Origin of the sequence: Arthrobacter sp. B10-11 (assembly GCF_033142195.1) — a bacterium.
GTDB classification, from domain to species: domain Bacteria; phylum Actinomycetota; class Actinomycetes; order Actinomycetales; family Micrococcaceae; genus Arthrobacter; species Arthrobacter oryzae_C.
On the sequence record NZ_JAWMTH010000004.1, the window covers coordinates 173,446 to 200,199 of the forward strand.

The 26,754-nt window shown below is 67.1% G+C and carries 22 protein-coding genes; 10 read left to right on the plus strand and 12 right to left on the minus strand.

The genetic code is table 11. From position 1 onward, the window contains the following. Positions 1-13 precede the first annotated feature (13 nt). Positions 14-1,237, minus strand: a complete 1,224-nt coding sequence (locus RW112_RS13920) for a M20 family metallopeptidase (protein ID WP_317782346.1) — start codon at positions 1,235-1,237, stop codon at positions 14-16. Positions 1,238-1,380: 143 nt separating this feature from the next. Between RW112_RS13920 and RW112_RS13925 the strand changes: the two genes are divergently transcribed. Continuing rightward, positions 1,381-2,412, plus strand: coding sequence for an Lrp/AsnC family transcriptional regulator (locus RW112_RS13925; protein ID WP_317782347.1), 1,032 nt, complete (start codon positions 1,381-1,383; stop codon positions 2,410-2,412). On the opposite strand, the gene RW112_RS13930 is transcribed toward RW112_RS13925, so the two are convergent. From RW112_RS13930 to RW112_RS13950, 5 genes are read right to left on the minus strand one after another with little or no spacing between them, the layout of a single operon-like run. After that, complete coding sequence (locus tag RW112_RS13930) at positions 2,409-3,020, minus strand: TetR/AcrR family transcriptional regulator (RefSeq protein WP_317782348.1); 612 nt, start codon at positions 3,018-3,020, stop codon at positions 2,409-2,411. The two genes, RW112_RS13925 and RW112_RS13930, sit on opposite strands and share 4 nt — an antisense overlap. A 28-nt stretch (positions 3,021-3,048) precedes the next feature. Next, a complete protein-coding gene (locus RW112_RS13935) occupies positions 3,049-4,254 on the minus strand; it encodes an FAD/NAD(P)-binding oxidoreductase (protein WP_317782349.1) in 1,206 nt (401 codons plus the stop codon). A 14-nt stretch (positions 4,255-4,268) separates the two neighbouring features. Next, positions 4,269-4,463, minus strand: coding sequence for a ferredoxin (locus RW112_RS13940; protein WP_317782350.1), 195 nt, complete (start codon positions 4,461-4,463; stop codon positions 4,269-4,271). Continuing rightward, positions 4,460-5,632 carry a cytochrome P450 gene (locus RW112_RS13945; RefSeq protein ID WP_317782351.1) on the minus strand — a complete coding sequence of 391 codons (1,173 nt, stop codon included), beginning with the start codon at positions 5,630-5,632 and terminating at the stop codon, positions 4,460-4,462. The genes RW112_RS13940 and RW112_RS13945 overlap by 4 nt, the downstream gene beginning before the upstream one ends. Before the next feature lie 51 nt (positions 5,633-5,683). Continuing rightward, positions 5,684-7,435, minus strand: coding sequence for an MFS transporter (locus RW112_RS13950; RefSeq protein ID WP_317782352.1), 1,752 nt, complete (start codon positions 7,433-7,435; stop codon positions 5,684-5,686). Positions 7,436-7,688: 253 nt separating this feature from the next. On the opposite strand from RW112_RS13950, the gene RW112_RS13955 reads away from it, so the two are divergent. From RW112_RS13955 to RW112_RS13990, 8 genes are all read left to right on the plus strand, one after another. Continuing rightward, complete coding sequence (locus tag RW112_RS13955; RefSeq protein ID WP_317782353.1) at positions 7,689-8,699, plus strand: phosphotriesterase; 1,011 nt, start codon at positions 7,689-7,691, stop codon at positions 8,697-8,699. Positions 8,700-8,748: 49 nt separating this feature from the next. Then, positions 8,749-9,702 carry a phosphotriesterase gene (locus RW112_RS13960; RefSeq protein WP_317782354.1) on the plus strand — a complete coding sequence of 318 codons (954 nt, stop codon included), beginning with the start codon at positions 8,749-8,751 and terminating at the stop codon, positions 9,700-9,702. Between the two features lie 85 nt (positions 9,703-9,787). After that, positions 9,788-10,945 (plus strand): NAD(P)/FAD-dependent oxidoreductase, encoded by a 1,158-nt coding sequence (locus RW112_RS13965; RefSeq protein WP_317782355.1) that lies wholly within the window; start codon positions 9,788-9,790, stop codon positions 10,943-10,945. Positions 10,946-10,950: 5 nt separating this feature from the next. Next, a complete protein-coding gene (locus RW112_RS13970; RefSeq protein ID WP_317782356.1) occupies positions 10,951-11,883 on the plus strand; it encodes an alpha/beta hydrolase in 933 nt (310 codons plus the stop codon). After that, a complete protein-coding gene (locus RW112_RS13975) occupies positions 11,880-12,848 on the plus strand; it encodes an MBL fold metallo-hydrolase (RefSeq protein ID WP_317782357.1) in 969 nt (322 codons plus the stop codon). Before RW112_RS13970 ends, RW112_RS13975 begins: the two co-directional genes overlap by 4 nt. Then, positions 12,841-14,583, plus strand: coding sequence for a CocE/NonD family hydrolase (locus RW112_RS13980; protein WP_317782358.1), 1,743 nt, complete (start codon positions 12,841-12,843; stop codon positions 14,581-14,583). The genes RW112_RS13975 and RW112_RS13980 overlap by 8 nt, the downstream gene beginning before the upstream one ends. Beyond that, complete coding sequence (locus RW112_RS13985) at positions 14,580-15,962, plus strand: aromatic acid/H+ symport family MFS transporter (RefSeq protein ID WP_317782359.1); 1,383 nt, start codon at positions 14,580-14,582, stop codon at positions 15,960-15,962. The genes RW112_RS13980 and RW112_RS13985 overlap by 4 nt, the downstream gene beginning before the upstream one ends. A 104-nt stretch (positions 15,963-16,066) precedes the next feature. After that, positions 16,067-17,482 (plus strand): MFS transporter, encoded by a 1,416-nt coding sequence (locus RW112_RS13990; protein ID WP_317782360.1) that lies wholly within the window; start codon positions 16,067-16,069, stop codon positions 17,480-17,482. On the opposite strand, the gene cycA is transcribed toward RW112_RS13990, so the two are convergent. Together cycA and RW112_RS14000 are read right to left on the minus strand one after the other, a co-directional pair. Next, positions 17,479-18,996: a D-serine/D-alanine/glycine transporter gene (gene cycA / locus RW112_RS13995; RefSeq protein WP_317782361.1), complete on the minus strand. Its 1,518-nt coding sequence runs from the start codon at positions 18,994-18,996 to the stop codon at positions 17,479-17,481. The genes RW112_RS13990 and cycA overlap by 4 nt on opposite strands. A 415-nt stretch (positions 18,997-19,411) precedes the next feature. Next, the gene (locus RW112_RS14000; protein WP_317782362.1) at positions 19,412-19,579 is read right to left on the minus strand and encodes a hypothetical protein; all 168 of its coding nucleotides are present in this window, start codon (positions 19,577-19,579) and stop codon (positions 19,412-19,414) included. Between the two features lie 420 nt (positions 19,580-19,999). Between RW112_RS14000 and RW112_RS14005 the strand changes: the two genes are divergently transcribed. Then, positions 20,000-21,901, plus strand: a complete 1,902-nt coding sequence (locus RW112_RS14005) for a DEAD/DEAH box helicase (protein ID WP_317782363.1) — start codon at positions 20,000-20,002, stop codon at positions 21,899-21,901. Positions 21,902-21,993: 92 nt separating this feature from the next. On the opposite strand, the gene RW112_RS14010 is transcribed toward RW112_RS14005, so the two are convergent. The 4 genes from RW112_RS14010 to RW112_RS14025 all read right to left on the minus strand — a co-directional run bounded on the left by RW112_RS14010 (position 21,994) and on the right by RW112_RS14025 (position 26,753). After that, on the minus strand, positions 21,994-22,644 hold the full coding sequence (locus RW112_RS14010; protein WP_317782364.1) for an MBL fold metallo-hydrolase: 651 nt from the start codon (positions 22,642-22,644) through the stop codon (positions 21,994-21,996). Positions 22,645-22,665: 21 nt separating this feature from the next. Then, complete coding sequence (locus RW112_RS14015; protein WP_317782365.1) at positions 22,666-23,685, minus strand: aldo/keto reductase; 1,020 nt, start codon at positions 23,683-23,685, stop codon at positions 22,666-22,668. An 80-nt stretch (positions 23,686-23,765) separates the two neighbouring features. Then, complete coding sequence (locus tag RW112_RS14020; RefSeq protein ID WP_317782366.1) at positions 23,766-25,928, minus strand: putative bifunctional diguanylate cyclase/phosphodiesterase; 2,163 nt, start codon at positions 25,926-25,928, stop codon at positions 23,766-23,768. A 174-nt stretch (positions 25,929-26,102) separates the two neighbouring features. Beyond that, complete coding sequence (locus RW112_RS14025) at positions 26,103-26,753, minus strand: nucleoside/nucleotide kinase family protein (RefSeq protein WP_317782367.1); 651 nt, start codon at positions 26,751-26,753, stop codon at positions 26,103-26,105. Between the last annotated feature and the right edge of the window lies 1 nt (position 26,754).

Below are 26,754 nucleotides of genomic sequence, written 5' to 3' on the forward strand. Positions count from 1 at the left end.
AGTGAAGGGAAGGTCAGTTGCCTGCAGCCGCGAGGGCTGCGATGCGGGAAACGGCAAGCTCTGCGTAGAGCGCCGCGCCGTCGGAGAGAACGCCGTCATCGAAAGTGGCGTAGGGGGAGTGGTTGAACGGGGTGGAGGTGTGGTCCGCGCCGGGGGCAACGGCGCTGAGCCCGATGAACGTGCCGGGCACCTCGGCCATGACCCGGGAAAAGTCCTCCGAGCCGCTGAGCGGGGTGGCCCAGCGGGTGAGGCGCGAATCGCCAAAGAGCTTCTGGATGGTCTTTTCGGCGGTGTGTGTCTCGTCTTCATCCGTGACGCTGAGCGGGTACTCGGAGCGGTAGTCGACGTCCACCTCGAGGCCGTGGGCCGCGGCGATGCCCTTGAGCAGGACCGGACTGGCCGTCATCATCCGTTCCCGGGATGCATCGGAGAACGTGCGGATGGTGGCTTCGAAGCGCGCGGATTCAGGGATGACGTTGCGCTTGGTGCCGGCCTGCAGGAGGCCGACTGTGAGGACTACGGGATCGAACATGTTGAACTGGCGCGTGATCATCACCTGCAGGGCTGTCACCATTTCGGCAACCGCCGTGACCGGGTCCTTCGCGGAGTGCGGCGCGGAGCCGTGGCCGCCTGCTCCCAGGACGGTGACGAAGAGCCCGTCCGAGGCGCTCAGGATGACGCCCGGCTTGGTGCAGAACTGGGCGTACGGTTCCAGGGCGGAGAACACGTGCATGGCGTAGGCGGCGTCCACGCGGCGGCCGGCCGCGTCCAGGACGCCTTCGCGGATCATGTGGGAGGCGCCGTCGAAGCCCTCCTCACCCGGCTGGAACATCAGCACAACGTCGCCGGCCAGCTGATCCCGGCGGTCGGCCAGGAGCCGGGCGGCGCCGGCAAGCATGGACGTGTGGAGGTCGTGGCCGCAGGCGTGCATGGCTCCGTCGATCCGCGAGGTGAAGTCGACGCCGGTGCGCTCCTGGACGGGCAGGCCGTCCATGTCCGCGCGGAGCAGGACCGCCGGCCGCTCGGCCGACGCGTGCGGCGCGCCGCCGCGCAAAACCGCAGTGACCGACGTCGTGCTCTCGCCGAGGGTGATCTCGTACGGCAGGCCCTCAAGTTCCCGGAGGACCTTTTCCTGGGTCCGGGGGAGGTCCAGGCCGATCTCCGGCTCCCGATGCAGCTCCTGGCGGAACCGGGCAATGTCGCCCTGCAGTTCCCTGGCATCGGCGGTGATCGACATATGTTCTCCTCTTTCCCGAACGATCGGTTTGTGACCTGCAACCCATTGTGGAGTGAGGTGGTTCACAAGCCTGGAAATAGCAGGAAAAAATCACAACTATGCTTGGAGTTGCAGGATTCGTGCATGAAGGGGGCCGCCGCCGCATGGAAATCAGTGAGGACGATCTCCAGCTGATCAACGCGCTGCAAATCGCCCCGCGGGTCAGCTGGTCCGATGCTGCCGGAATCCTGGGCGTGCACGCCACCACGCTGGCGGCGCGCTGGGACCGGTTGCGGGCCGCCGGCGCTGCCTGGACCACCGCCCACCTGATCGGCGATCCCAAGCAGATGTGCCTTGCCCTGGTGGACGTAGACTGCGAAATGCGGCAGCGCGCCGGAGTCACCGCCGCGCTCGCGGCCATCCCCGAAGTGGTCACGGTGGAGGAAGCTGCCAGCAACCGCGACCTGATGCTGACAGTCATCACGCCCACCCTTGGCCGTTTCAGTGAATCAGTGGTGCCGCAGTTCAAGGAGATCCCGGGCCTGCTCAAGTATCGGACCGCGCTCTGCACCCGCCTGCATGTGGGCGGCTACGCGTGGCGGCTCAACGTCCTGGACAAGGCGCAGCAGAACGCCCTCAAGGCGCTCGCCGGGCCCGAAGCGTCCGGCTCCGCCCCGCCCGCCGTTCCCGGCGCCCCGCTGCCGCAGAGCCACCTGGACCTTATTCCGTTCCTTGCGCGGGACGGAAGGGCGACGGCGGCGGACATCGCCCGCAGCCTGGGCCGCAGCCCGGCAACTGTCCAGCGGCAGCTCAACCGGGTGTTGTCCAGCCGGATGCTCTCGTTCCGCTGTGAGATCGCGCAGAAGTACTCCGGCTACCCCGTCACGTGCCAGTGGTTCGCCAACGTGCCGCCGGGCCAGCACGAGGCCGCGGCGGCCGAGCTGCGCGGGTTCCGGAACATCCGGCTGGCCGCCTCCACCACCGGGCGGACGAACTTCGTGGTGATCATGTGGCTGCATTCCCTGGCGGACGTGATGAATGCCGAACTGGCACTCCAGCAACGGATCCCCGGAATCGAGCTGGCCGAGAGCGTGGTGGTCCTGAGCTCCGCCAAGAGGGTGGGCTGGATGCTCAACCCCGATTCGACCGCCACGGGAGCCGTGGTTCCGTCGGCAGGGCTGCGGCTGGAGGCCTAGTCGTCGCAGAGCAGGTGGTACCAGTTGTCAGCCAGTACCTCCAGCGCGTGTTCTCGGTTTGGTTCAAACTTCCGTCGTGTCCAGAGCGTGGCCACGTAGTCCAGCGAGGTGAAGGCAAGTGTTCCGCGGATGTGGTGCGTCTCCGGTGAAAAGCGCCCGGCCAGCTGCATTCCCCGGACGAGGTCGGAGATGACCTCCTCATGCCATCCCTCCACCATGGCGCGCACTTCGCGGTCGACGGCGGCGGCCTCGTCGAGCACGTCGAGGTAGGGGCGGAAGACCGGCCAGAGCGCCGCCCGCGATTCCAGCCAGGCCAGGATGCCCGTTAGCTCGCCTGCACGCACCACGTCCACGAGGTCGGGAGCAGTGGAGCCGCTCTCCGGTCCGTCCGCACGGTCCAGCACCGCGTTGACGCGCGCCATGAAGTCCTTCATCAGGTCACTGCGTGACGGGTAGTACGCGTAGAAGGTCACCCGGGTGGTGCCGGCCGCCGCGGCGATCTCGTCGATGGTGGTCGCGGCGTAACCCTTCTCGGTGAAGAGCTCGAGCGCGCGCTCCACAATCATGTCGCGGGTGAGCTTCTTCTGGGCTTCTCGCAACGACGACATGCATCAATCCTAACGGTGGCGTGCGTCGTCAGACCCGGGCGGGCGCCGCCGGACGCAGCGCCGCCGGACCGCCGTCGGCCAGCTTGCGCAGTTTCGGGACCGGGATCCGGTAATTGATCGCAGCGGCAGTCCCGGACCCGTCCGGGTTGTCCCAGCGCAGCAGTACCGAGTCGGCGCTCCCGCCAGGCTCGCAGTAGTCGGGAGCCCCGGCAACCGGGGTGAAGCCCACAGACTTCAGCGACAGGCCGAAGCCCTCCGTCCAGAAGTACGGCTGGAAGTCGAACTCGGGTGCGGTATCGCCCTGAAGCAGTCCGACGGCGGCGACCTTGGCCTGGTCGATGGCGCTCGTCCACAAGGGGACCCGCTGCACGCCGCGCCGCGTGGGGAAGGACGCCACGTCGCCGGCGGCCACGATGTCCGGCCGGAGTCGTCCGCGCGAGTCGACGCGCAGCGATCCACCCGTGAGGAGGCTGGAGCCGGCCAGCCAGCCGACGTTCGGTTCATCGCCGACGGCGGTGACCACGAGATCCGCTTCAAGTTCAGTGCCGTCGACGAGGACGACCCGTGTCCCGGAACCGTGATGGGCAAGCCTCGCCTTCCCGCCGCCAACCACCCGCAGGCCGCGCCCGATGGCAGCCGAAGTGAACAGATCGGACAAATGCTCGCCGAGCTGGCGCGAGAGGGGCCCGACGTCGGAAACGAGGGTGACCTCACAGCCGGCCGCGAGGCAGCCTGACGCGACCTCCATGCCGAGCGGTCCGCCGCCGATCACGATGACCGAGGGACGCGATGCGACGCGCTCCTTGAGGAGGATCGCATCCTCAAGGGTGCGCAGGGTGAGCTCCCGGGGGGAGCCGTCCTGGTGCGGTCCGCCTGCTCCGTCCTGTTGCGGTCCCGCAGCGAGGCGCTTCGCCCGGGAACCGGAGGCGATGACCAGGCCGTCGTACGGCAGCTCACCGCCCCCGTCCAGGCGAACCAGGCGGGCGTCGACATCGAGTCCGGCGGCGCTGACGCCGAGCAGCTCCGTTGCGTCGTGGCTCGGCTCGGGGAGCTCGTGCGCCCGCAGGCCGTCCTCGCTGCTTCCTTGAACGCTGTGCAGCAGCGCCTTGGACAGGGCGGGCCGGCTGTAGGGATGGTGGCGCTCGGCGCCGACGACGGTGAGTTCGCCGTCGAAGCCCGCAGAGCGCAACGAGTCGCAGGCCGTGAGCCCGGCGATGCCGTTGCCAACCACCACTATCCTCCGCATCGTCATGCCGCGGCCAACCGCAGTGCGGCGACCGGGCAGACCCTGACTGCGGCCTTCGCGGCGTCCAGGTCAGCCCCTTCCGCGTCCGGGACGTCGATCACCAGCTCACCGTCATCGTCGAGGTGCATGAGCCGGGGCGCGGCTTCCTCGCAAAGGCCGTGTCCTTCGCAACGGGGACGGTCCAGTTCGATCCTCACGCCGCCACCACCTTTTCGACCCGGAGCAATTCGAAACTCCGCGTGATGTTGCTGGGCTCCCGGACCTCATCCGAAACCGTCAGTGTCTTCACCCTGCGGGCAAGCGCCTCGATGATCGCATGCCCTTCAAGTTTCGCGAGGCCTTGGCCTGCGCAGCCATGCGGTCCGTAGCCGAAGGAAAGGTGGTCCACCGGGTTGCGCCTGATGTCAAAGGTGTCTGGATTCGCGTAATGCCGCGGGTCCCGGTTGCCGGCACCGAACAGGATGCCCACCTGGGCACCGGCAGGAATGGTGACTCCGTCGATTTCGACGTCGCGGGTTGCCTTGCGGCCCCAGATGTGGACCGGTGCCCAGTAGCGCAGCACTTCGGCGAACGCCGCGGGGACGAGGTCCGGGTTCTCCCGGACCAGTTCGAACTGCCCAGGGTGGTGGCCGAACAGCGCAACAATGTTTCCGATGGAGGCGATGGTCGTGTCCACACCCGCCCCCAGGTACTGGTGGATGATGTGCCCTGCAGAGCCCTGGGGGATGTCGCCGCGTGCCTCGGCGTCGAATATTCCGCGGCCGATCGAGCCTGGCGTGAGGTCGTCGGCGGTGACCGACGAACACCAGCCGTAGAGCTCGCCGGCGATCGGGAAGCTCTCCTGCGTGCGCTGGTTCAACGGCCCGATGACCTGCATTGCGGCCTGGCCCCAGCGCAGCATGTTGTCCTTGACGTGCCCCTGGAAACCAATGAGGTCGGCAACGATCTCGATGGGGAAGGCCCGGGCCAGGGAATCGATGGCTTCGAAGCTGCCGCTGGCGGCGAGCTCGGCGACGAGCTTGTCCGCCTTTTCGTCGATGATCACCTTCAGGCCGCGGAGTGCACGGGGGGTGAGGTTCTGTGACAGCGTGGCGCGGAGCTGCGTATGGATGGGCGGGTCGGAGGCGAGTGAGGTGCCCTGCAGTGCCTCGTTCACCATGGGGTTGAAGCCGATGCTGGTGGACGAGAAGGTTTCCGGATCACCGAGGGCGTCCCGGATGGTGTCGTAGCGCGTCAGGACGTACAGGTCGTTCTTGGGAAGGTGGACCACTGCTGCTTGCTCGCGGAGCGCGGCATACGTGGGGTAGGGATCGACAAGGATGTCGTCATCCCAGATGTCGATGTCTGATTCGAGGGGTGCAGTCATGGTGTTCTCCTTGCAGATGGTCGGTTGTGTTGGCTAAGGGGCCGAAGGGCGTCAGGCCTGGACGGCGGCTTCGGCGTTTGCTTCTGTGGTCTCCGCGGGCCCCGCGATGGCGTCGGCTGACGGCGCCGAGGACCGTGCGGAGATGAAGAGGGTAAGGATGGCGGAGAGAATGGCCGCGATGCCGGCCGCGAGGTAGACCGCCTGGAAGCCCTGGCCGAGGGAGGTCCCCGCCGCGCCCTGGATTTGCGGCTGTGCGGTATTGAGTGCCTGGACCATGCCTTCGACGGCGGGAGCGGGTGCGCCGCCGGCCGCTGCCTGGCCGGAGAACTGGGCGATCACGCCGTCCCAGCCGGAGAGGAAGCCCAGTGGCGGCACGTTCGCCAGCCCGCTGACAGCCTCTGCGGGCAGTCCCGCCCCGCCGAGGATGCCGGCCAGGGGACCTGCGAAGGCCGTGGCTCCGATGCCGAAGGCGATGGCCGAGCCGATAACCGGGCCCAGGGCGAATCCGAGGTCACGCAAAAGGTTCGTCGTGGCCGACGCCATGCCGATCTGCTGGGGCGGGACGGTGTTGATGGCGACAGCGGTCACGGAACTGACGGTAAGGGCGAATCCGATGCCCAGCACCAGAAGCGGCGGGACGAAGGCCGTCCAGGGGGTGCCGCCGTAGGCCTCCGGCGTACCGAGGGCGAAGGTCGAGAGCCAGAAACCGGAGACAGCCATGAGGGCGAAACCGGCGGTGAGCACCCAGCGCGGGGCCACGTGGTGGATGAGCCATCCCACAACCGGGATGAAGGCGAAGGCGGGACCCTGGATGAAGACGAAGAGCACACCGATCTTCCAGGTCTCGGCCAGGGCGAGCCCGCTGACGGCCACGCTGGTGCTGAAGCAGATGGCGAGGAAGGCGAACATGCCCGTGACGGCCACAATCCCGGTGATCGAGTAGGCGCTGTTCTTGAACAGTGACAGGTGGATTAGCGGCTGCGTGGTGCGTGGTTCGATGACGACGAAGGCCGCCAGGAGAATGACACCGGCGACGTAGCTTGCGATCACCTGGGCACTGCCGAAGCCAGCATCCACGGCGGTCACCGTGGCGTAGAGGACGGCGATGAGGCCGAGGGCGAGCGTGAACTGGCCGGGCAGGTCCAGCTTGCGCCCCTCGGCGGCCGCGGAATCCTTTGCCCGGAGCGCGACGAGGAGCACGATCACGGCGATGGCGGCGGCAATCAAGTAGGCCGCCCGCCAGCCGCTGAACTCGTTCGGCGCACCCGGCGCAGCGCCCGGCACGGTGAAGAACTGCGCCGTGAACCCGGCGAGCACCGGCGAGATCACGGCGCCGAGGGAGAGGAACCCGGCCCACGTGGCGATGACTTTCGCCCGGGCACGGTGGTCCGGCGTGATTGCCGCGATCATGGACAGCGAGATGGGGAACAGGATGCCGGCCCCGATGCCGCCGACCGCCTGCGCGAAGATCATCATTTCGGTGGTCTGCGCCAGTGCGGCCAGGACCGAGCCGGCAACGCTGACCACGGCACCGACGTAGAGCAGCTTCTTGCGTCCGAACATGTCACCCAGGAGCCCCCAGCTGAGCTCGAAGACCACGATGCCCATCAGGAACATGCCCGCAATCCAGGTCAGGCCTGCGCCTGAGGTGTGGAACTCCCCGGCAAAGGTGCCGCTGAGGGCACCCGGCAGAGCATTGGTGATCTGGGCCAGTGTGACCGCGCTGTAGGCGGCAACGAAAGTGGCCCGTACCGAGCCGCGGCTAGACGGTGTGCTCGTCTGCGCAGTGGTGGTCTGACTCATCGATGAAACTCCTTTGTTTCCGAAGTAGATGTGGCGCTAACCACAGTCTGTCTGGAAGCTTTACATGATGTCAAGAGGATTTACGTTCCGAGGTCTTCTCGATAGTCCGGATGTGCGAATCACATACGTTGCGATTATTTCCTTGACATGCTGTAAAGAAATATGTGATGGTGGCTACACCGCAACGGAGCGACGGCAACGTCAGGCTCCGCCGCCCCTGCATTCCGTACCCGAACTTAAAGGGAGAAGCCCCGTGAGCCACCCCGCACCCGTCGCTACCGCTGACACGTCAGATGCCCCAGCCGGGCAAACCGTCAACACGGTCCTGGGTCCCGTACCTGCTTCTGAACTGGGCGTCGTCGCGGTCCATGAGGCCCTGTTGTCCGTCCTTCCCGGCGCCCAGTACGCCCCGGACATCTCGATGGACAGGGCGGAGATCTTCGAGGCCCTGGCCGCGAAGCTCACGGACTTCCGCGAGCATGGCGGCCAGACGATCGTCGACAGCACCGGCATGTTCCACGGCCGCGACCTCAAGCTCTACGAGGCGCTGTCCCGCTCCACCGGCGTCCACATTGTTGCCTCCACGGGCCTGGGCCCGGAGGAAGAACTCGGCGGATACTTCCTGACGCCGCAGACCAACCCGCCCACCCCGTGGCCGGCCGAAAAGTTCAGCGATCTCTTCGGCAAGGAGGTCACTGAGGGGATGGTGATTCCCCGCGTGGAGCGCCGCGCCGCCGCCGGCATCGTGGCCACCGTCGCCGATCGCGCCGGCATGACGCCGACCGAAGAAAGCCTGTTCCGCGGGTCCGCCCGCGCCGCCAGGGACACCGGCATCCCGGTCTCCATCCGCTTCGGCGCTGATGCCCTGCACGACCTGGACATCGTCCTGGACGAACAGATCGGGGCTGACAGGGTGCTCGTGGGCGACCTGGACCGCAAGGACGCCGCCGGCTCCGCCGTTGTGGTGGCTGGCCGCGGAGCCTTCGTGGGCATCGACCACGTGGGCCTCAACGACCACCCTGACTACCTCAGCGACCACGAACGCGCCGAACTGGTGCTCGAGCTCGTCGAGGCCGGCCATGCCGACAAGATCATCCTGTCGGGCAACTCGATCGGAGTGGCCAAGGGCCTGCCGGAGTACAACCTGCCCTACAGCCACGTCCTGACCACGTTCGTGCCGTTCCTCCGGGCCCGCGGCCTGGGCGAAGACGACGCCCGGCGCATCCTCGAGGACAACCCGCGCAACCTGCTGACCGTGCGCTAAGCACGCAGCGGCCCACCCACAACAAGCTTTAGAACCCTGAGGTGAACGAATGACCAAGGTCAACACCGTGCTGGGAACCATCCCGGCCGAAGAACTGGAAATCGTGGCGGTCCACGAGCACATCGGCTACGGCATGCCCGGGTCCGAACTGGACACCAAATGGTGGAAGTCGCCGGAGCAGGCCTACGAGGAAACCGTGCCGAAGCTGCGGAAGTTCCGCGAATACGGCGGGGGTACTTTCGTGGACGCCACAGGCATCTGCAACGGCCGCGACGTGGACTACTACAAGTCCCTGTCCCGGAAGACGGGCGTGCACATCGTGGCCTGCACCGGCTTCGTCGGCGGCGACACCGCACTGCCGCACTTCTCCCGCGCCACCGTGGACTACCTCACGAAGGTGTTCATCCACGAGATCACCATCGGCATAGGCAACACGGGCGCCAAAGCCGGCGTCATCAAAGTCGGCGTGAGCCGCGGCGGACGCATGACGGACCTGGACAAGCGCATCTACCGCGCCGCCGCCCGCGCCGCCGTCGTCACCGGCGCACCGATCCTCACCCACCTGGCCATCGACCCCGAACCGGCAGTGAGCATCTTCAACGAGGAAGGCCTCCCGCTGGACCGCGTGCTCTTCGGCCACGCCGACGACGGCTTGAACGCACCGGTCACCCCGCACGACTGGATCTACGAGCAGGGCGGCCGCATCGGCTTCGACACCTTCGGCTACGATCTCGAACTGCCGGATCCGCCGTTCTGGGGCCGCAAGCGCGCTGAACGCATGGAGCACTTCGTCAAGCTCGTGAACAAGGGCTACGCGGACAAGCTCCTCGTCTCGGCCGACGCGAACTGCAGCCCGCTGGGCTGGCCGGGCGTGAAGGGCCACACCATCAACTACATCTTCGAGGACATGATCCCGGACATGCGTGCGTCCGGCATCGACGATGCCACCCTCAAACTCCTCCTCGAGGACAACCCGGCCGATTTCCTGTCGCTGGGCGCCTGACCCCGGCCCGGCCAGGCCGCTACAACCCGCCCCTTACCCCCGGAGATGGCCCGGGCCACGAAGCAGTCCAGAAAGAGATGAAACTATGAAGGCTGAAGACATCAAGAACCTCAAGATCGCCATCGTCGGCGCAGGCTATGGCGGCGCCGCGGCGGCCAAGGCGCTAAGCCTGCTCGGTGCAGACGTCAACGTGTACGAGCAGGCTCCGCAGATGGGGGAGGTGGGCGCCGGGATCGGCCTGCGTCCCGCCACCATGGCCCGGTTCCGACAGTGGGGGATCTTCGATGCGATCGCCAACGTCAGCTCGCCCAGCGACTATTTTGAGATCCTCACCGCCACCGGTGATCCGATCATGAAGGACACCTGGCCGGAGTTCGGCGACGAGAAGCAGACGCACCTCATCCACCGCCGCGACTTCATCGAGGCGCTGCTTGGCGTGCTCCCCGAGGGCATGGTGCACCTGGGCCACCGGTTGGAGGCCATCGAGGACAAGGGTGATCGCTCCGTCCTGACCTTCTCCAACGGGGAGACCGTGGAGGCGGACCTGGTGGTCGGTGCCGACGGCATCAAGTCCGCGGTGCGTGAGCAGCTCTTCAGTGACAAAGGCCCCGTGTTCTCCGGCGAGCACGCCTACCGCGTAGTGATCTCTGCCGACGACGCCCACGGGATGGTGGTCGATGACAACTTGCGGATGTACATGGGCAGGGGCACGAAGGTCTACCTGCTGCCGCTGCGCCACCGCAACCAGATGTCCTTCGATATCACCGCCCTTAACCCGGACGGCACCTGGGCACCCGCAATCACGAAGGAACAACTCCTGAAGACCGTGGAAGGCTTCGATGAGCGGATCGTGAACATTGCCCGGGGCCTGGACATGAATGCGGTCAACATCCGCGCCGTCTACGACATCGACCCGGTTAACACGTGGCACACGGACTCCGTGGTCCTCATGGGCGATGCCGCCCACTCCATGCTGCACCACCAGGGACAGGGCGCGAACTCGGCCATCGAGGACGCCGGCGCCCTCGCCGATGCCCTGGCCCGGGCCGGCTCGGTGAAGGAGGCCCTGGCCCTGTTCCAAGCGACCCGCAAGCCGGTGACGGACGAGCTGCAGCGCATCTCCCGCCAGGGCTGGACCGAGGATGAGGTCAACGACGTCTTCCCGGGCCAAAAGCCCACAAGTCAGAATGCACAGCCCCAGAAGCCCTCGAGCGACAACATCCCAGCCGACGCGAAGGCCTGAGCACCATGACCATCCATCCCGAAATCGCCAAGATCCTGGCAACCCTGCCGGCACCCGACGGTTCTCCCTTGAACCCCGGCGCCATGCGCGGCGGCGAGGCCGCCCAGGTCCCGCCGCTGGAGGACCGCCTCCCGCTCCACTCCGTCGAGGACGCCACCGCAGTCACGCCGTCGGGCGAGGTCCCGGTGCGGATCTACACCCCGGTGGAGGCGGACGCGTACGGCCTCCTGGTCTACTTCCACGGCGGCGCGTTCTTCCTGGGCAGCCTGGATACCCATGACCACGTGGCGCGGGCTTTGGCCAAGGAAACCGGCCACAAGGTCATCTCGGTGGGCTACCGGCTGGCCCCCGAGGCCGCGTTCCCTGCGGGCCTCGACGACTGCTATGGAGTGGTCCGCTGGGCCGCCGAACAGGGGAGCAGCCTGGGCTGGAACCGGAAGAACCTCGCTATCGCCGGCGACAGCTCAGGCGGCAACTTCGTCGCCGCCGTCGCCGCGAACGCCCACGACGACGGGTTCAACCGCATCACGCACCAGGTCCTGTTCTACCCGTCGCTGGACCTGGATTTCGACGTCGACCGTTACGCCTCGCTGCGGGAGAACGCAGAAGGGTACGGGCTGGAGACGGCGGGACTTAGGCCGTTCAACTCCTTCTACCTCGAGAACGGGGCGGACCCGGCGGATCCCCTCGTCTCCCCGATCAAGCGGGCGGACCTCGCCGGACTGCCCGCAGCCCTGGTCATCACGGCCGAGCACGATCCCCTGCGGGACGAAGGCGAACTGTACGGCCGGCGGCTCAAGGAGGCCGGCGTCGATGCAACAGTCAGCCGCTATGAGGGGGCCAACCACGGTTTCGTGCAGAATTTCTCCTGGATCCCGGAGTTCTATCGGGCGTTCGAGGAGACAGGTGAATTCCTGAACGCGGGGGGCCGAAAATGACGACGCCAGTCGCCGTCCATCCCATGGTCTCCCCGTGGGGCCGGTTCGGTCTCTACAGTTTCTTCATCGACGCCCCGGAGCCCGCGATTGTGGACACGGGAATCGCGTCCTCGCCCGCCGAAGGCATGGTTCCGGCGCTGGAGGCGATCGGCCGCCGGATCGAGGACGTCCGCTGGATCTTCCTCACCCACGGCCATATCGACCACATCGGCGGCGCGTACGCCCTGTGGGAGCTCACCGGGCGGCGCGCGCAGGTGGTCATCCACGAGGCCGACGCACCAATGCTCCGCTCGCGCCGGGCCCATGTGGATGAATACCTTGCCGGACGGGCGCAGTATTTGCAGGATCCCGACGGCGAGGCGAAGCTGACCACCGCCGCGAACGCCGTCATCTCGGGCGAGATGGAGCCGACGCTCCTGGTGCGGGGAGGTGAGACCATCTCCCTCGGCGGTGATGTCACGGTCTCCGTCCACTCGATTCCGGGCCACACCCGCGGGTCGGTCGCATACGTCCTTGACGGACAAAACGACGTGTTCGTTGGCGACGCCGTGCAGGTCCACGGTGCTGCCAACGGATTCCCCGGATTTGTCGATCCGGCCGCCTACCGCTCAAGCCTGCGGTACCTCAGCGATGAGATCCGCCCGCGGCACCTCTACCTGGGGCACCCGTACCGCCGCGCGGACGGGACACCGTACGGCGTGGAGCTCGACGCCGGGCAGGCCCGGGAAGCGCTTCAAGGGAGCCTTGACATCGAAGCCCGCGTCAACAATGCGGCCTGCGAGTGCCTGGCTGCCGGTCTGCAGGACACGGACTCGCCCTACTCGCCCTTCGCCCGAGTCGCCGAGGAGCTTGGGTATGCGGGGGACCCCGCCCTGGAGCCCTCCCCGTTCTTCACGACGCTCCACGGCTACCGCACAACGCTGGACCATTTGACCAAAGATGAGGAGATAAGCACTCATGGCTGATTTCACGACGTGGAACGCCGGCGGCGCGGCGATCGCCATCCGCAAGGACCTTCGGGTCCCGATGCGCGACGGCGTCGAGCTCGCCGCGGACGTCTACCACGGCACCGAGGACAAGCCGCGCCCGGCGCTGGTGGCCCTCAGCCCGTACGGCAAGGAACTGCAGGCACTTGCCCTCACCACCCCGCCGCAGCGGCGCCCCAGCCCGATGTGGGACGGCTGCATCGAGGCCGGCGACATTGCCCGCATCGTCAAGGAGGATTACGCCCATGTCATCGGTGACCTGCGCGGGTCCGGCCACTCCGGCGGCGAGCACATCGGCAATTACAACGCCGGCGGGGTTTCACTCGGCCAGGATGCGTACGACTTCATCGAGTGGGTGGCCGAGCAGCCGTGGTGCGACGGCAACGTGGGCATGGTGGGCATCTCCTACTTCGGCTCCATGCAGGTGCTGGCCGCGGCCGAGCGTCCGCCGCACCTCAAAGCGATCTTCGTCTCCGGGGGCCATTACGATTTCTACGAGACCACCTACCACGGCGGCGTGATGTGGTTCATGCCCCGCGCAGCCCGCGAGGGCCGCGGCGGTGACTCCGGCTGGGCGTTCACCGACGGCGTGAAGTCCCGCATGATCGAAAAATACCCGCCCGGGGAGCTGCAGAAGCTGGTCGCCCAGCGCCTCGAGGATCCGGACGTGGCCGCCTGGCCCAACCTGGTCCACGTGCTGAACTACCCCAAGAACCATGAGGCCTGGTTCGACATCGTCATGAACGAGCTGGACGGGGACTGGTACGAGGAGCGCAACCCGATCACGCTGGCCCCGAACATCGACATTCCCGTCTACCTGCAGCTCGACCAGGGCCGCGGCTGGACCCTGGACGGCACCATCGAGCTCTTCAACGAGCTCAAGGGCCCGAAGAAACTGGACATCGGCCCGTACCCGCCCATGCAGTCGCGGCCCTTCATCGAGGAGCACGACAAGATGTTCCGGTGGTACGACTACTGGATCAAGGGCATCGAAAACGGCGTCATGGACGAGCCTGCCGTGAGCGTCTTCGTGGAGGGTTCGCGCGAGGTGGTCACGGCCGATCAGTGGCCTCCGAAGAACGTGGAATACACCCCGCTGTACCTGCGCCCCCGCCACAAGCTGTCCACCGAGCCCGAGCCGATGGGCACGGAATACGCAGCCCCGGACGGCTTCTACCAGGCGCCCCTGACGGTGACGGACAAGGTGGAAATCATCAGCTGGTCGACTCCGGTCTTCGAAGAGGACACGGAGATGATCGGCGCGGGTGCAGCCCACATCTTCGCGGAGATCGACCAGCCGGACACCAACTTCATCCTGCGCCTGTGGGACTACGCACCCAACGGCAAGCGCCAGCTCATCACCAGCGGCTACCTCAAGGCCTCGCACCGCGAGCTGGACGAGCGGACCACCGAGGGCAGCCCGTACCACCCGCACACGCGTGCCGTGCCCGTGGAACCGGGGAAAATCGAGGAGTACGTGCTGCGCCTCTACCCGTTCGCGAACACCTTCCGGCCGGGCCACAAGCTGACGGTGGAGTTGTCCAACGATGAACCGCTGGCGGACGAGCACAATGCGCTGCTGCCGCCGGACGCCTTCCACCTGCCGGTGGGCCGGCCGGTCACCCACAAGATCTACCGCGACGCCGCACACCAGTCCCGGCTGGTGCTGCCGTTCACCACAAACGGCAAGACGGCAGAAAGCCAACTGACATGACAACCATCAATATCCGCAACGTCATCGGCGAAGCGGGCTTCAACCGCTTCCAGGCCGGCATGCTGTTCTGGGCCTGCTTCATCATCACCTTCGACATGTACGACCTGGTGGTCTACGGATCGGTGCTGCCGGTCCTGATGAAACAGTGGTCCCTCGGACCAGTCGAGGCCGGCGCCGTCGGCAGTTACGGGCCGGTCGGGATGATGGTGGGCGCCATCCTGTTCGGGATCCTCGCGGACCGGTTCGGCCGGAAGAAGGTCCTCACGGCCAGCGTCATCCTCTTCAGCGCCGCCACGGCACTCAGCGGATTCGCCGCGGGACCGGTTGAGTTCTCGATCCTCCGGGCCGTGGCCGGCCTGGGGATCGGCGGCATCCTTCCCAGTGTCATCGCCATGCTGACCGATTACGCGCCGAGGAAGCGCGCCAACACCATGGTGGCCGTGGTGATGTGCTTCTTCTCGGTCGGCGGCATCCTGTCAGCCTTCGTCGCCATGCTCCTCCTGCCGGCGTTCGGCTGGCAAAGCGTCTACTGGGTTGCCGTGATTCCGCTGCTCTTCCTGCCGTTCATGATGAAGTACTTCCTGGACTCCCCGGCGATGCTCCTGGAGAAAGGGAAGTTCGAGGAGCTGCGGTCCGCCTTGTCGAAGATCAACAACCAGGCCGCCCTTCCGGCAGCGGCGGAATTCACCGGACTCCACGAGAAGGAACCTGGCAGCCCGGTAGGTGCGTTGTTCAAGAACCGCCGCGCGCTGGGAACGCTGATGATCTGGGTTGCCTTCTTCATGTGCCTGCTGATGGTCAACGGACTGACCACCTGGCTACCCAAGCTGATGGTCGACGCAGGGTACGCCCTGAACTCAAGCCTGACCTTCACGATCGCCCTGAACGTGGGTGGCATCGTCGGCACCCTGGTCCTGGGCAGGCTCGCGGATGCCTGGGGAGTAAAGCGGGTGCTCATTCCCATGTTCGTGATTGCCGCGGTGTCGCTGACCCTGCTGGGATTCGGCGATAACATGGCCATCCTCCTGCTGCTCGTTGCGGTCAGCGGGGCCTGCACCATGGGAGCGCAGAATATCTCCTACTCCTTCGTGTCCCAGTACTACCCGTCCTTCATGCGCTCGACGGCGATCGGGCTGGCATCCGGTGTTGGACGGATGGGTGCCATCGTCGGGCCGACGTTTGGAGGCATTCTGCTGACCCTCAAACTTCCGCTTGAGATGAACTTCCTGTTTTTCGCCATCCCGGGGATCATCGCAGCACTGGCCTTCCTGTTCGTTCCGCTGGCCGCAAAGCCGAGTGGCGGGCGGGCAGGGCAAAAGGGTCAGGACGAAAGCAACGCGGATCCGGTCGGCGGGGACACGGTGACGGCGGCCCGCTAGGCCACAGCAGCCCCAGGCCGTGATGTTCAGGATGACCCCGGACATCACGGCCTGGGGTGTTTAATGGCAGGCACGCATCCGAAACGACTGATCAGGCCACCACCGTGCAACGTAGCGCCCCCGCCGCCGCCCCCGAAGCGGCAGGAATTCTGCACCGCCACTACCTGCTGGTGACGTCCGGGGCGTGCGCCTTGGTGTTCCTGGCTGCCTTTGAATCGCTGGCCGTGACCACCATCATGCCGCTGGTCAGCCGCGAACTGGACGGCGCGGACCTGTACGCCCTGGCTTTCGCCGGACCGCTCGCCACCGGCGTGATCGGCATGGTGGCGGCCGGGAACTGGTCCGACCGCCGCGGACCGGTGGGGCCGCTGTACGCTTCTGTCGCCCTGTTTGTGCTGGGCCTGCTGATCGCCGGGACGGCCGGAAGCATGGCGTCCCTGGTGGCGGGGCGGCTGGTGCAGGGACTGGGCGGCGGAGCCCTGACCGTGGCGCTGTACGTTGTGGTGGCGCGCGTTTATCCGCCCGTGCTGCATCCGAAGATTTTCGCCGCGTTTTCCGCAGCGTGGGTCATCCCGTCCCTGGTGGGACCGTTCGCGGCCGGCATCGTGGCCCAGGCGGCCAGCTGGCACTGGGTGTTTCTCGGGGTGGTGGGGCTGGTGGTTCCGGCGCTCCTGATGGTCGTTCCGGCGCTGCGCGGACTCCGCGGCGCCCCGGCCGGAACAGGCGCCCCGGAGGGAAGTTCGGACCCGGGACGCTGGTCCTATGCCAGGCTCGCATGGGCCGCCCTCGCGGCGCTGGCCGTCCTGGCGCTGAACCTGTCCGCGCAGGTTCCCGTGGCCGGCGGCATCCTGGCAGCGGCCACCGTCGTCATGGCCCTGGTTGCGGTGCGCCCGCTGGTGCCGCGCGGCACTCTGCTGGCCCGCCGCGGACTGCCGAGCGTCATCCTGGCGCGCGGGCTGGTCTCGGCGGCGTTTTTCGGAGCGGAGGTTTATCTTCCGTACCTGCTGGTGGAGCGATACTCCTTTTCGCCCACGTTCGCGGGCCTCACCCTCACCGGCGGCGCCCTTGCCTGGGCCGGTGCGTCGGCCGTCCAGGGGCGGATGGGCGCTAAACTCAGCAACCTCCGGGCCATGGTGATCGGATCGTTGATGGTGCTTGCCGCCGTCGTCCTTGCCCTGGTGACCACCGTTCTGGGCTGGCCTGCCGCCGTCGCGATTGCCGGCTGGATTTCCGCCGGCGGCGGCATGGGGCTGATGTATCCGCGCCTGAGCGTGATGACGCTGGCCATGTCCACGCCTGCCACCGAGGGATTCAACAGTTCGGCCATGTCCATTGCGGATTCCCTGGGCGGGGCACTGGCGCTGGCCGCCACCGGGATCGTCTTTACTGCGTTAACCACGACGACGACGGCGGGCGGGGTGCCGGGCGGCTCCTTCGCAGGAGTCTTCGCCCTCACGGCCGCCATCGCCGTCGTCGCTGTGGTTGTCGCGCCGCGGGTTGCGGCGCGCAAGGCGTCCTAGCCCAGGGCGCCTGCGCCTGACTTGCCGGCGGCAGCCTTCTGCGCCGCGGCCTGGTCCGAGGCGGACTCAGCCTTCCACTCCTCGATCCGCGCCTGCTGGAGCGGCGTCTTCCGGTTGAAGTGCCAGGCAGCGCCCAGGATCAGGAACCAGAGGGGAGCCACCACCAGGGCGAGGCGCGTGTCCTCAGCCTGGGCCAGGGCAACCAGCATGAACACGAAGAACGCCAGCACCACGTACGGCATGAACGCGCCGCCGGGCATCTTGAAGGCGGACGCTGCGTGCAGTTGCGGCCGGCGGCGGCGGAACACGATGTAGCTGACCAGGATCATGGACCAGACGAACATGGTGAGCACGGAGGCAACCGAGGTGACCACGGTGAACGCGCCGATCACGGAGTCGCCGGAGTAGAGCAGCACCAGGCCGGCCAGCAGGAAGATGCAGGAGAACAGCAGGGCGTTCTGCGGGACCTTGCGGATGCTCAGCTTGCCGAACGCCTTCGGAGCGTTGCCGTCCTGCGCCAGGCCGTAGACCATGCGCGAGGTGGAGTAGATGCCGGAGTTGGCGCTGGAAGCTGCGGAGGTGAGGACCACCAGGTTGATGACCACTGCCGCGATGCCCAGGCCGGCCAGGGTGAACATGCCGATGAACGGGCTGCTGGCGGCATCGATGGTCCGCCACGGGTTGACCGCCATGATGACCACCAGGGCGCCTACGTAGAAGAGCAGGACGCGGATCGGGATGGAGTTGATGGCCCGCGGGAGGTTCTTCTCCGGGTCCTTGGTTTCGGCTGCCGCCGTGCCCACCAGTTCAATGCCGGCGAAGGCGAAGATGGCGATCTGGAAGCCGAGGATGAAGCCGAACATGCCGTGCGGGAACATCCCGCCGTCGTTCCAGATGTTGGCGAGGCCGGCCACGGCGCCGTTGGGGGAGGTGAAGTTCGTGGCGATCATCACGATGCCGGTGCCGATCAGTGCCAGGATGGCCACCACCTTGATGATCGCGAACCAGAACTCTGCTTCGCCGAAGGCCTTGACCGTGGGGAGGTTCAGGAGGATCAGCACTACGGGGGTGATGAGTGCGGGGATCCACAGCGGGGTTCCGGGGGCCAGCTTGTCCACGTAGCCGGCAATCGCCACGATGTCTGCCACGCCGGTGACAACCCAGAAGAACCAGTAGGACCAGCCCGTGAAGAATCCCGCCCACGGACCCAGGAGGTCCCCGGCGAAGTCGCTGAAGGACTTGTAGTTCAGGTTGGACAGCAGGAGTTCGCCCATGGCCCGCATCACGAAGAACAGCATGAAGCCGATGATCATGTAGACGAAGATGACGGACGGGCCGGCGAGGGAGATGGTCTTGCCGGAGCCCATGAACAACCCGGTACCAATGGCGCCGCCGATGGCCAGCAGCTGGATGTGGCGGTTGCCCAGCGCCCGGGCAAGGTGCGGTTCCTGGCTGTGGCTGCTGGCGGATTCCGTTGCAGTGTTCCTGGCAGCCGTAGTGGTGCGTTCAGACATCTGTGCTTCTTTCCTTATCTCAGGCGGACTGCGCCGGCGGCCTGCCTCTGCAGGCAAAGTGCCGCGCCGCTGTCCGCACGGAGCCGCCACGAATGTGACGGAGGTAACAGTTGGGGTGGATTAAGACTAGGTCGGTCCGGGGCCTGTCATGCGACGTGCCGCTGCCGGCGCCGCAGGGCGGAACGCAGGAAGGTCGACGGCGGGTGGCCTCGTGGCGCCACTGGTTCCCGGCAGCGGGAAAGGGCATGCCCCGGCGTGGTGCCGGGCTGTGCTGCCATGGCCGGGCCTGCCCTTCGTCGTCTCCCGGGACGGCGGATCAGCCGCTGTCCGTGCCGCTTGCGACTCGACAAACGTCGAGCCTCAGGGCATCAACTGTAGTCCGTTGTTGGACGTCACACAGGCTGCCCCAGGGTGGCTACGTGGAAGCTTCGGCGTCCTCGGCGGTTTCCGCGGGCTTGGCCGGGGCGCGCTCCGGCAGGCCGGTTTGCGGGAACCCGAGGCTGGCGACCGGCCGGCCTGCTTGCTCCCTGGTGCCGCGGAGATGGTTGATGACGACGTTGCGTCCGTTGTCTTCGGGTCCCATGGAATGTCCTTTCGGGTAGATCGTCCCGGTGGGGATTCGGAGCAGGGCGGGAACCGGATGGGTGGCGCCATGTCGCGCGGTGAAGTCCGGCACCGTTTTCCGGGCCGAAACGGGACCGCGGGCCGCTAATGCTAGACTGGTGGAACTTGATGTGCAGTGATGCCCACTTCGGTCTTGATTGACCAGTTTCGGTTCATCAACCGGATCCCCCGAAGGATTTGTCCGGCAGGGAGTGGGTTTTTTTCATGTGAGAGGCACATCCTGCGTCGATGAACGCGTTCTATTTGGTCCCGGCCGCCGCTACCGCAAGGTTTGCAGCAGCCCGGTTGATCACCTGACTTTTCTTCGGCGAACCCCTGGGCCAACCGGCACCGGGGGCCGATATCCGCACGGATACCGCCTGAAAGACCTTTGAAACACATGACTACTTTTGCTGCCCTCGGCACGCCCAAAGAACTTGCCGATACCCTCACCGCACAGGGAATCACCGAGCCGTTCCCCATCCAGGTCAAGACCCTCCCGGACACCCTGGCCGGACGCGACGTCCTGGGCCGCGGCCGCACCGGCTCCGGCAAGACCATCGCCTTCGCCATCCCGCTTGTAGCACGACTCGCTGAGCGGGAAGCCAAGCACTTCCGCAAGCCCGGCCGCCCGATGGGCCTGGTCCTTGCACCGACCCGCGAGCTGGCCACCCAGATCAACGCCACCATCGAGCCGATGGCCAAGGCCATGGGCCTGAACACCACCGTGATCTACGGCGGCATCTCCCAGGCCCGCCAGGAAAAGGCCCTGCGCGCCGGCGTCGACATCGTCATCGCCTGCCCGGGCCGCCTGGAGGACCTGATCCGCCAGCGCATCCTGACCCTCGAGGCTGTTGAGGTCACCGTGCTCGACGAGGCCGACCACATGGCCGACCTCGGCTTCCTGCCGGTGGTCAAGAAGCTCATGGACATGACCCCGAGCCAGGGCCAGCGGCTGCTGTTCTCCGCCACCCTGGACAACGGCGTGGACAAGATCGTCCAGCGCTACCTGTCCAACCCGCTGACCCACTCCGTGGACGATCCGCAGGCCGCGGTGACCACCATGGAACACCACGTGCTCGTCGTCAACGACCAGACCGTCAAGAAGCAGCTGATCGTCGAACTCGCTTCGGGTTCCGGCCGCCGCGTGCTCTTCATGCGCACCAAGCACCACGCCCGCAAGCTGGCCAAGACCCTCACGGACGCCGGCATTCCCGCCGTCGACCTGCACGGCAACCTCTCGCAGAACGCCCGTGACCGCAACCTCGCCGAGTTCTCCTCCGGCGACGTGCGCGTCCTGGTGGCCACCGACGTCGCAGCCCGCGGCGTCCACGTGGACGACGTCGAACTGGTCATCCACGTTGACCCGCCCACGGAGCACAAGGCATACCTGCACCGCTCAGGCCGTACCGCCCGTGCAGGTTCCGACGGCACCGTGGTCACGCTGACCCTTCCGGAGCAGCAGTCCGACGTCAAGAAACTCATGAAGGCCGCAGGCGTCGAGGTCAACTTCGAGCGTGTCACCGCCAATTCGCCGCTGGTTGCCGAACTGGTGGGCGAAATGGCCGACAAGATCGATCCGCGCACCCGCGCCGCCCTGCTCGCGGCGAAGGCTGCACAGCACGGCGGCGGCACCTCAACCGGTGCCAACGCCGAGCGTAAGCGCGCCCGCCGCCAGGCTGCACCCACCGCGGGTGGCCGCGGCGGACGTGGCGGACGCGGACGCGTTGGCGCCGAGGCTCCCCGCACTGATCTTCCCCGCGCCGAGCGCCGGGCCGTGGCCTACGAAGGCCAGGCCGCAGCCCGCAACGCCGCCGAACGCGTGGCGGAGAAGAACCAGGACCGTGCCGATGCAGAGCGCGCCGAGCGCCGCAATGCCCGCGGCCGCGGCCGTGCCACTGCTTACTCGCACCACAACGACGTTCCCGCAGCAGGCGGCCGTGCATCGGCCGGCCGCGGGTCTGACGCACGTGCAACCGACGGCCGTGGCGATGCCCGCGGCGCTGCTACCCGCACCAGTGCACCGCGCAGCGCGTCAGGCCGTGGCGGCGCACCCCGCACCGGCGGCGCAACGGGCGGCCAGCGCAGCGGACGTCCGGCAACGGGCCAGCGTGCTGCTGCCGGCAGCAAGACCGGCTCGGCCGGCGGCAACGCCGCTGTCTGGTCCTCCAACACCGGCGGCACCTCGGGCGGATCCTACTCCGGCGGCGGCAACGGCCGTTCCGGCGAAGGCCGTCCGGCACGCAGCGGCGGCCCCCGCCGCGCGTCAGCTCCGGCGTCGAACGAACGCCGCAGCCGCTAAGGTCCCTTAACCGACATCGAGTGCTCCGTAACCGCCGTTTAGAAGGTTCATAACGGCGGTGCTGGAGCACTCGATCGGTGGTTAACTCCGGATCACCAGCCGCGGGCGCGCCACTCCCCAAGGTGCGGACGCTCCGCGCCGAGGGTGGTGGGCCTGCCATGGCCCGGATGCACCACGGTGTCATCGGGGTAGGCGTCGAACAGCCGGTAGCTGACGTCCGTGATCAGCTGGTTGAACCGCTCGGGATCCTGCTGGGTGTTGCCCACGCCTCCCGGGAACAGTGAATCGCCGGAGAAGATGTGCGCGGGACCTTCCGGGTCCTGGTACACCAGGGCCACCGATCCCGGAGTGTGGCCGCGAAGGTGCACGGCGGTCACGTCGAAGCCGTCGAAGTTGCCCACGTCCCCGTGGTCCAGCAGCACGTCCACCGGCACCGGCAGCCCCGGGGCGTCCTCCGTCCCGGCCGCCGTCTTCGCTCCGGTGGCTTCCACCAGGCCCGGCAGTGCCCGGACGTGGTCCCAGTGCTGGTGGGTGGTGGCAATCAGCGCCAGCTTCGGCGTCGCGGACGTGTCCGCGGCGGCGTCGGAAAGCAGCCCCTGGATGGCGGCCAGATCATCGGCCGCATCGATCAGGAGCTGCGCGCCGGACGCCTTGCTGGTGAGCAGATACACGTTGTTGTCCATCTCGCTGACCGAAATCCGGCGGATGGTGATGTCAGGCAGGTCGTGAATGAGGGAATCCATGGACGCCAGTCTACGGAAGCCCTATTCGCGGCCCTGGGACACCCACTTCGGGTCCGCTGAACGGGAGCCGACGACGGCGTCCGCGGCGGCGTCGAGCATGTCCAGTTGCGCAGTGGTGAAGTTCAACGCCAGGGCGCCCAGGTTCTCGTCGATCCGTTCCGCCTTTCGCGTGCCCGGGATGGGGACCACGGGCAGGCCCAGCTTTTTGCCCTGTGCGAAGAGCCAGGCCAGCGCCACCTGGGCCGGTGTTGCCGGTTCGCCGGCGACGGTGAGCTCGGCTGCGACGGCCTGGACGGCGGCCACAACTCCCTGGTTGGCGTCCGCTGCGTCCGCAGCGAACCGGGGGATGTTGCGGCGGAAGTCGCCGCTCCCGAGCGTTGAAGCGTCCACTGTTCCGGTGAGGAATCCCCGGCCCAGCGGCGAATAGGGCACAAAACCCACGCCCAAGGCGGCTGCCGCGGGAACAACGTTGCGTTCCACATCGCGGCTCCAGATGGACCATTCGCTCTGGACGGCGGCGATCGGGTGGACGCTGCTGGCCTCCCGCAGTTCCTCGGCGGTCACTTCCGACAGGCCGAGGTGCCGCACCTTGCCTTGCTGCACCAGCGCCGCCATGGCCTCCACGGTTTCCACAATCGGAACGCGGAGGTCGCGGCGGTGCATGTAGTACAGGTCAATGGTGTCGGTACCCAGGCGGCGGAGGCTGGCGTCCACTGCCTGCCGGATGTAGGCGGCGTCGCCGCGGATGTCCGTGTAGCCGGCCGACGGCGTGCCCACCAGCCCGAACTTGGTGGCCAGCTGCACGTCGGCCCGGCGTTCCTTCAGCAGTTGTGCGATCAGTTCCTCGTTGCTGCCGCCGCCGTAAATGTCCGCGGTGTCGATGAAGGTCACGCCCGCATCAACCGCGTGGTGCAGCGTGCGCAGCGCCTCTCCCTGGTCCACGTCGCCATAGACCGGGGTGAGGGCCATGCCGCCGAATCCGAGGGGACTGACGTCCAGCCCGTCGCCGAGGCGGACCGATGGTGCGGATGCGGGTGCCATAGGGGTCTCCAATTCGCTGCTTTGCGTATTCCGGAAAATGCCGTCCTAGCCAAGAACTCCCGTGGGAAGGCCAGTATTCCTCATGAATCGACGGCCTGCTCAAGCTCCGCCGGGCCGGCCTGAAGGCGGGCACCCGAGGCCAGGAGCGATTCGATCGCCTCGGCGGAAGCCGGCCGGGCCAGGAAGTAGCCTTGGCCCATCCGGCAATCCAGCGCACGGAGGAGGTCCAGCTGTCCGGGCTCCTCTACCCCTTCGGCAATCACTTCGAGGGAGAGCATGCGGGCCAGCCCCAGGATGCCTTCGAGCATCGCCGCCGATTGCGCCTCGGACGATTGCCGCCCCAGGAACGAACGGTCGATCTTGAGGATGTCCGCCGGAAGCACTGCCAGGGAACTCAGCGAGGAATACCCCGTCCCGAAGTCGTCGATGGCCACACGCACACCGGATTCCTTCAGGGTCTTGAGTGCGGCGATCCCGCCGTCCATGCTTCCCGCAAGGGCTGTTTCGGTGACTTCGAGCACCACCTTGTCCGCCTGCGCCGCGGGGTCGGCAAGGATGCGTTTGATGGCGGCCAGGTTCCGCGGGTTGGGTAGCTGGATGGTGGAGAGGTTGATGGCAACCCAGAGCCCTTCGCACTGCGGCAGGGAAGTCCGCCAGCTGGCCGCCTGGCGGCTCGCGTTGTCCAGCACCCAGCAGCCGACGGCGTCGATGTCGCCTGTCTCTTCGGCGAGCGGAATGAACTCCGACGGCGCCAGCAGCCCCAGCGTTGGGTGCTCCCAGCGCACTAGCGCTTCCAACCCGAGGATGGCTCCGCTGTTCAGGTCGGCAATGGGCTGGTATTCGAGGCGGAGCTGACCGGCGGGCACGGCGGAGGCCAGGTCCCGTTTGAGGGCGGCGCGGTACGTCATATGGTCGTAGCCCTCGGCGTCAAAAAGCTGGAAACGGGCCTTTCCGCCGTGCTTGGCCAGATACATCGCGAAGTCCGCCTGCCGCAGCAGCTCCGCAGCGTCTGTGGTTTCCGGACGGCGTTGCGCCGCACCCATGCTAGCGGTGACGGTCAGGCGGTCGTCGCCGACGAAGAACGGTGCGCGCAATGCCCCGTGGATCCGTTCGGCGATCCCGGCGGTGACCGAGCCGGCGTCGTCGTCCATCACCACAATCGCGAACTCGTCCCCGCCGAGCCGGGCAACCACGTCGTCGGAGCGTACGCAGCCCTTGAGCCGGGCGGCCAGCTGGATGAGCAGCGCATCACCCCGCTCGTGTCCCAGTGAATCGTTGACCTCCTTGAAGTCATCGATGTCGATGAACAGCAGTCCCTCGTTCCGGTTCCTGCGCGTGCTTCCGGTCCCAAAGGATGCGGTGAGGGGGTCGTGCGTCGCCCGGTGGGTGAGGGCCTCGTGGCTGCTGTGGACAGCGGCGGCCATGCCGTTGAACGCGTCAGCCAGCTCGCCGAGTTCGTCGCGGCGGAAGACCTCGATGCGGTGTTTGTAGTTGCCGGCCTGCAGCTTGCGGACACCCTGGTGCAGGCTTCCTACCGGGCGCATGAGGTCCTTGACCATCCGGCGGCGGAAGTACACCGTGGCGCCCACTGCCACCACGAAAAGGATGCTGCGCGCGATAACCAGGAACCGTTCGAGTTCGGCGCTGTGCGCGAGTCCGTTGTCCATTTCCACCAGGGAGTAGCGCCGGATGTCCGCCAGCCGGTTTCGGATTTCTGCGCTGGAGGCGGCCAATGCGGGGGTCTCCTCCACGTGGCTGCCCTGGAGTGAAAGCACCGTGCTGCCCCACAGGCCATGTTCCGTCAAGGCTTCCTGCCAGAACTGCCGGGCGGCGACAACCGTTGCCCGCCCTTCCGTTTCAGCCGGCAGAACGGCGGCCACGTCCTCGAAGAGGAGGGAGATTTCCTCCTGCTGCCGGAGGAACGCGGAGCGGTCCACGGGTGCGTTGGAGAGCAGCTGGTGCCCCAGTTGCTCGTGGCCGTCGAGGGCTGACCTGAGGATTTCTACTTTTTCGAGTTCGAGCTGGAGCCGGCCGGATGTGTCCTGCACCTGGTCCATCAGGCCGCGCACACCCACGATCGTGACCACGGCGCCGATCAGCAGTGCGGCGAGCATGAGCAGGAACGCCCTGGACCATTCGCGCCTGAGGCTCCAGGTGCGCCCCGGCGCGGCAGGCCCGGCGGCGGGGTCCTTCGGTGGTGCGGCCGCTGTTCCTGAAGCAATGACCGGCGCTTGCGCATCCATGTGCTGTTGTCCTCTGCGTCCAGGAGCCACGGGGGATCCAGCCACCGGCTGAGACCCGATGATGGTCCGGTGATCCTAGGAGCAGGCTAACAGGGTGCACGGCCTTGGACGGTTTGCCACTGAAAAAAGACCAAGGGAAACTCCGGTCCGGCCAGCGGTGAACGAACGGGAACCCTAGGACCAGGGGATGATCCGGTCTGCCGCAGGACGGGTGGATTCGATGAGAAGGGAGTTGGCCTCGTCGGAGCCGGCGGCCCATGCCTCCGCGGCGGGCCGGTCCATGCCGAACTCCACATGCCGGTCAACCAGCCGGGCGAGGCGCAGGTCCGGGGGAGTGTCCATGAACCAGACCTCATCCAGCTGCGCCCGGACCTGCTTCCACACGGTGTGGCCGGCCAGGAGGTAGTTCCCTTCGGTGATCACCAGCTGCACCGAGGCCGGAACGGCGATGGAAGCCGCCACGGGCTCGTCGATCTGGCGGCGGAAATCCGGTGCGTAAACCACCGGCTCATCCCGCCGCCTCAGCCGCTGCAACAGCGAGAGGTAGCCGCCGACGTCGAACGTGTCGATTGCCCCTTTGCGCTGCCGCAGCGGCGTGCCGTCGATGATCGCATTGCCCAGGTGGAAGCCGTCCATGGGGATCACGACGGCGGTGCTGCCGCCGAAGACCGCCTGCAGCCCGGCCGCGAAGGTGGACTTCCCGGACCCCGGCGAACCGGTGATGCCGAGCAGCATCCGGTTCCCGGCTGCGAGGCGGGCCCGCAGGTCCGCCACGGCTGCCGCCACGTCGGGATGCCGGAACGGGGCCGGCGGAGAAGTTGCCATG

Coding starts and splice junctions, on each gene's coding strand:
- RW112_RS14025 (WP_317782367.1), bottom strand. CDS start 26,753: ATGGCAACTTCTCCGCCGGCCCCGTTCCGGCATCCCGACGTGGCGGCA.
- RW112_RS14000 (WP_317782362.1), bottom strand. CDS start 19,579: ATGGGACCCGAAGACAACGGACGCAACGTCGTCATCAACCATCTCCGC.
- RW112_RS13920 (WP_317782346.1), bottom strand. CDS start 1,237: ATGTCGATCACCGCCGATGCCAGGGAACTGCAGGGCGACATTGCCCGG.
- cycA (WP_317782361.1), bottom strand. CDS start 18,996: ATGTCTGAACGCACCACTACGGCTGCCAGGAACACTGCAACGGAATCC.
- RW112_RS13970 (WP_317782356.1), top strand. CDS start 10,951: ATGACCATCCATCCCGAAATCGCCAAGATCCTGGCAACCCTGCCGGCA.
- RW112_RS13985 (WP_317782359.1), top strand. CDS start 14,580: ATGACAACCATCAATATCCGCAACGTCATCGGCGAAGCGGGCTTCAAC.
- RW112_RS14020 (WP_317782366.1), bottom strand. CDS start 25,928: ATGGATGCGCAAGCGCCGGTCATTGCTTCAGGAACAGCGGCCGCACCA.
- RW112_RS13930 (WP_317782348.1), bottom strand. CDS start 3,020: ATGTCGTCGTTGCGAGAAGCCCAGAAGAAGCTCACCCGCGACATGATT.
- RW112_RS13980 (WP_317782358.1), top strand. CDS start 12,841: ATGGCTGATTTCACGACGTGGAACGCCGGCGGCGCGGCGATCGCCATC.
- RW112_RS13975 (WP_317782357.1), top strand. CDS start 11,880: ATGACGACGCCAGTCGCCGTCCATCCCATGGTCTCCCCGTGGGGCCGG.
- RW112_RS13925 (WP_317782347.1), top strand. CDS start 1,381: ATGGAAATCAGTGAGGACGATCTCCAGCTGATCAACGCGCTGCAAATC.
- RW112_RS14015 (WP_317782365.1), bottom strand. CDS start 23,685: ATGGCACCCGCATCCGCACCATCGGTCCGCCTCGGCGACGGGCTGGAC.
- RW112_RS13965 (WP_317782355.1), top strand. CDS start 9,788: ATGAAGGCTGAAGACATCAAGAACCTCAAGATCGCCATCGTCGGCGCA.
- RW112_RS13950 (WP_317782352.1), bottom strand. CDS start 7,435: ATGAGTCAGACCACCACTGCGCAGACGAGCACACCGTCTAGCCGCGGC.
- RW112_RS13945 (WP_317782351.1), bottom strand. CDS start 5,632: ATGACTGCACCCCTCGAATCAGACATCGACATCTGGGATGACGACATC.
- RW112_RS14010 (WP_317782364.1), bottom strand. CDS start 22,644: ATGGATTCCCTCATTCACGACCTGCCTGACATCACCATCCGCCGGATT.
- RW112_RS13960 (WP_317782354.1), top strand. CDS start 8,749: ATGACCAAGGTCAACACCGTGCTGGGAACCATCCCGGCCGAAGAACTG.
- RW112_RS14005 (WP_317782363.1), top strand. CDS start 20,000: ATGACTACTTTTGCTGCCCTCGGCACGCCCAAAGAACTTGCCGATACC.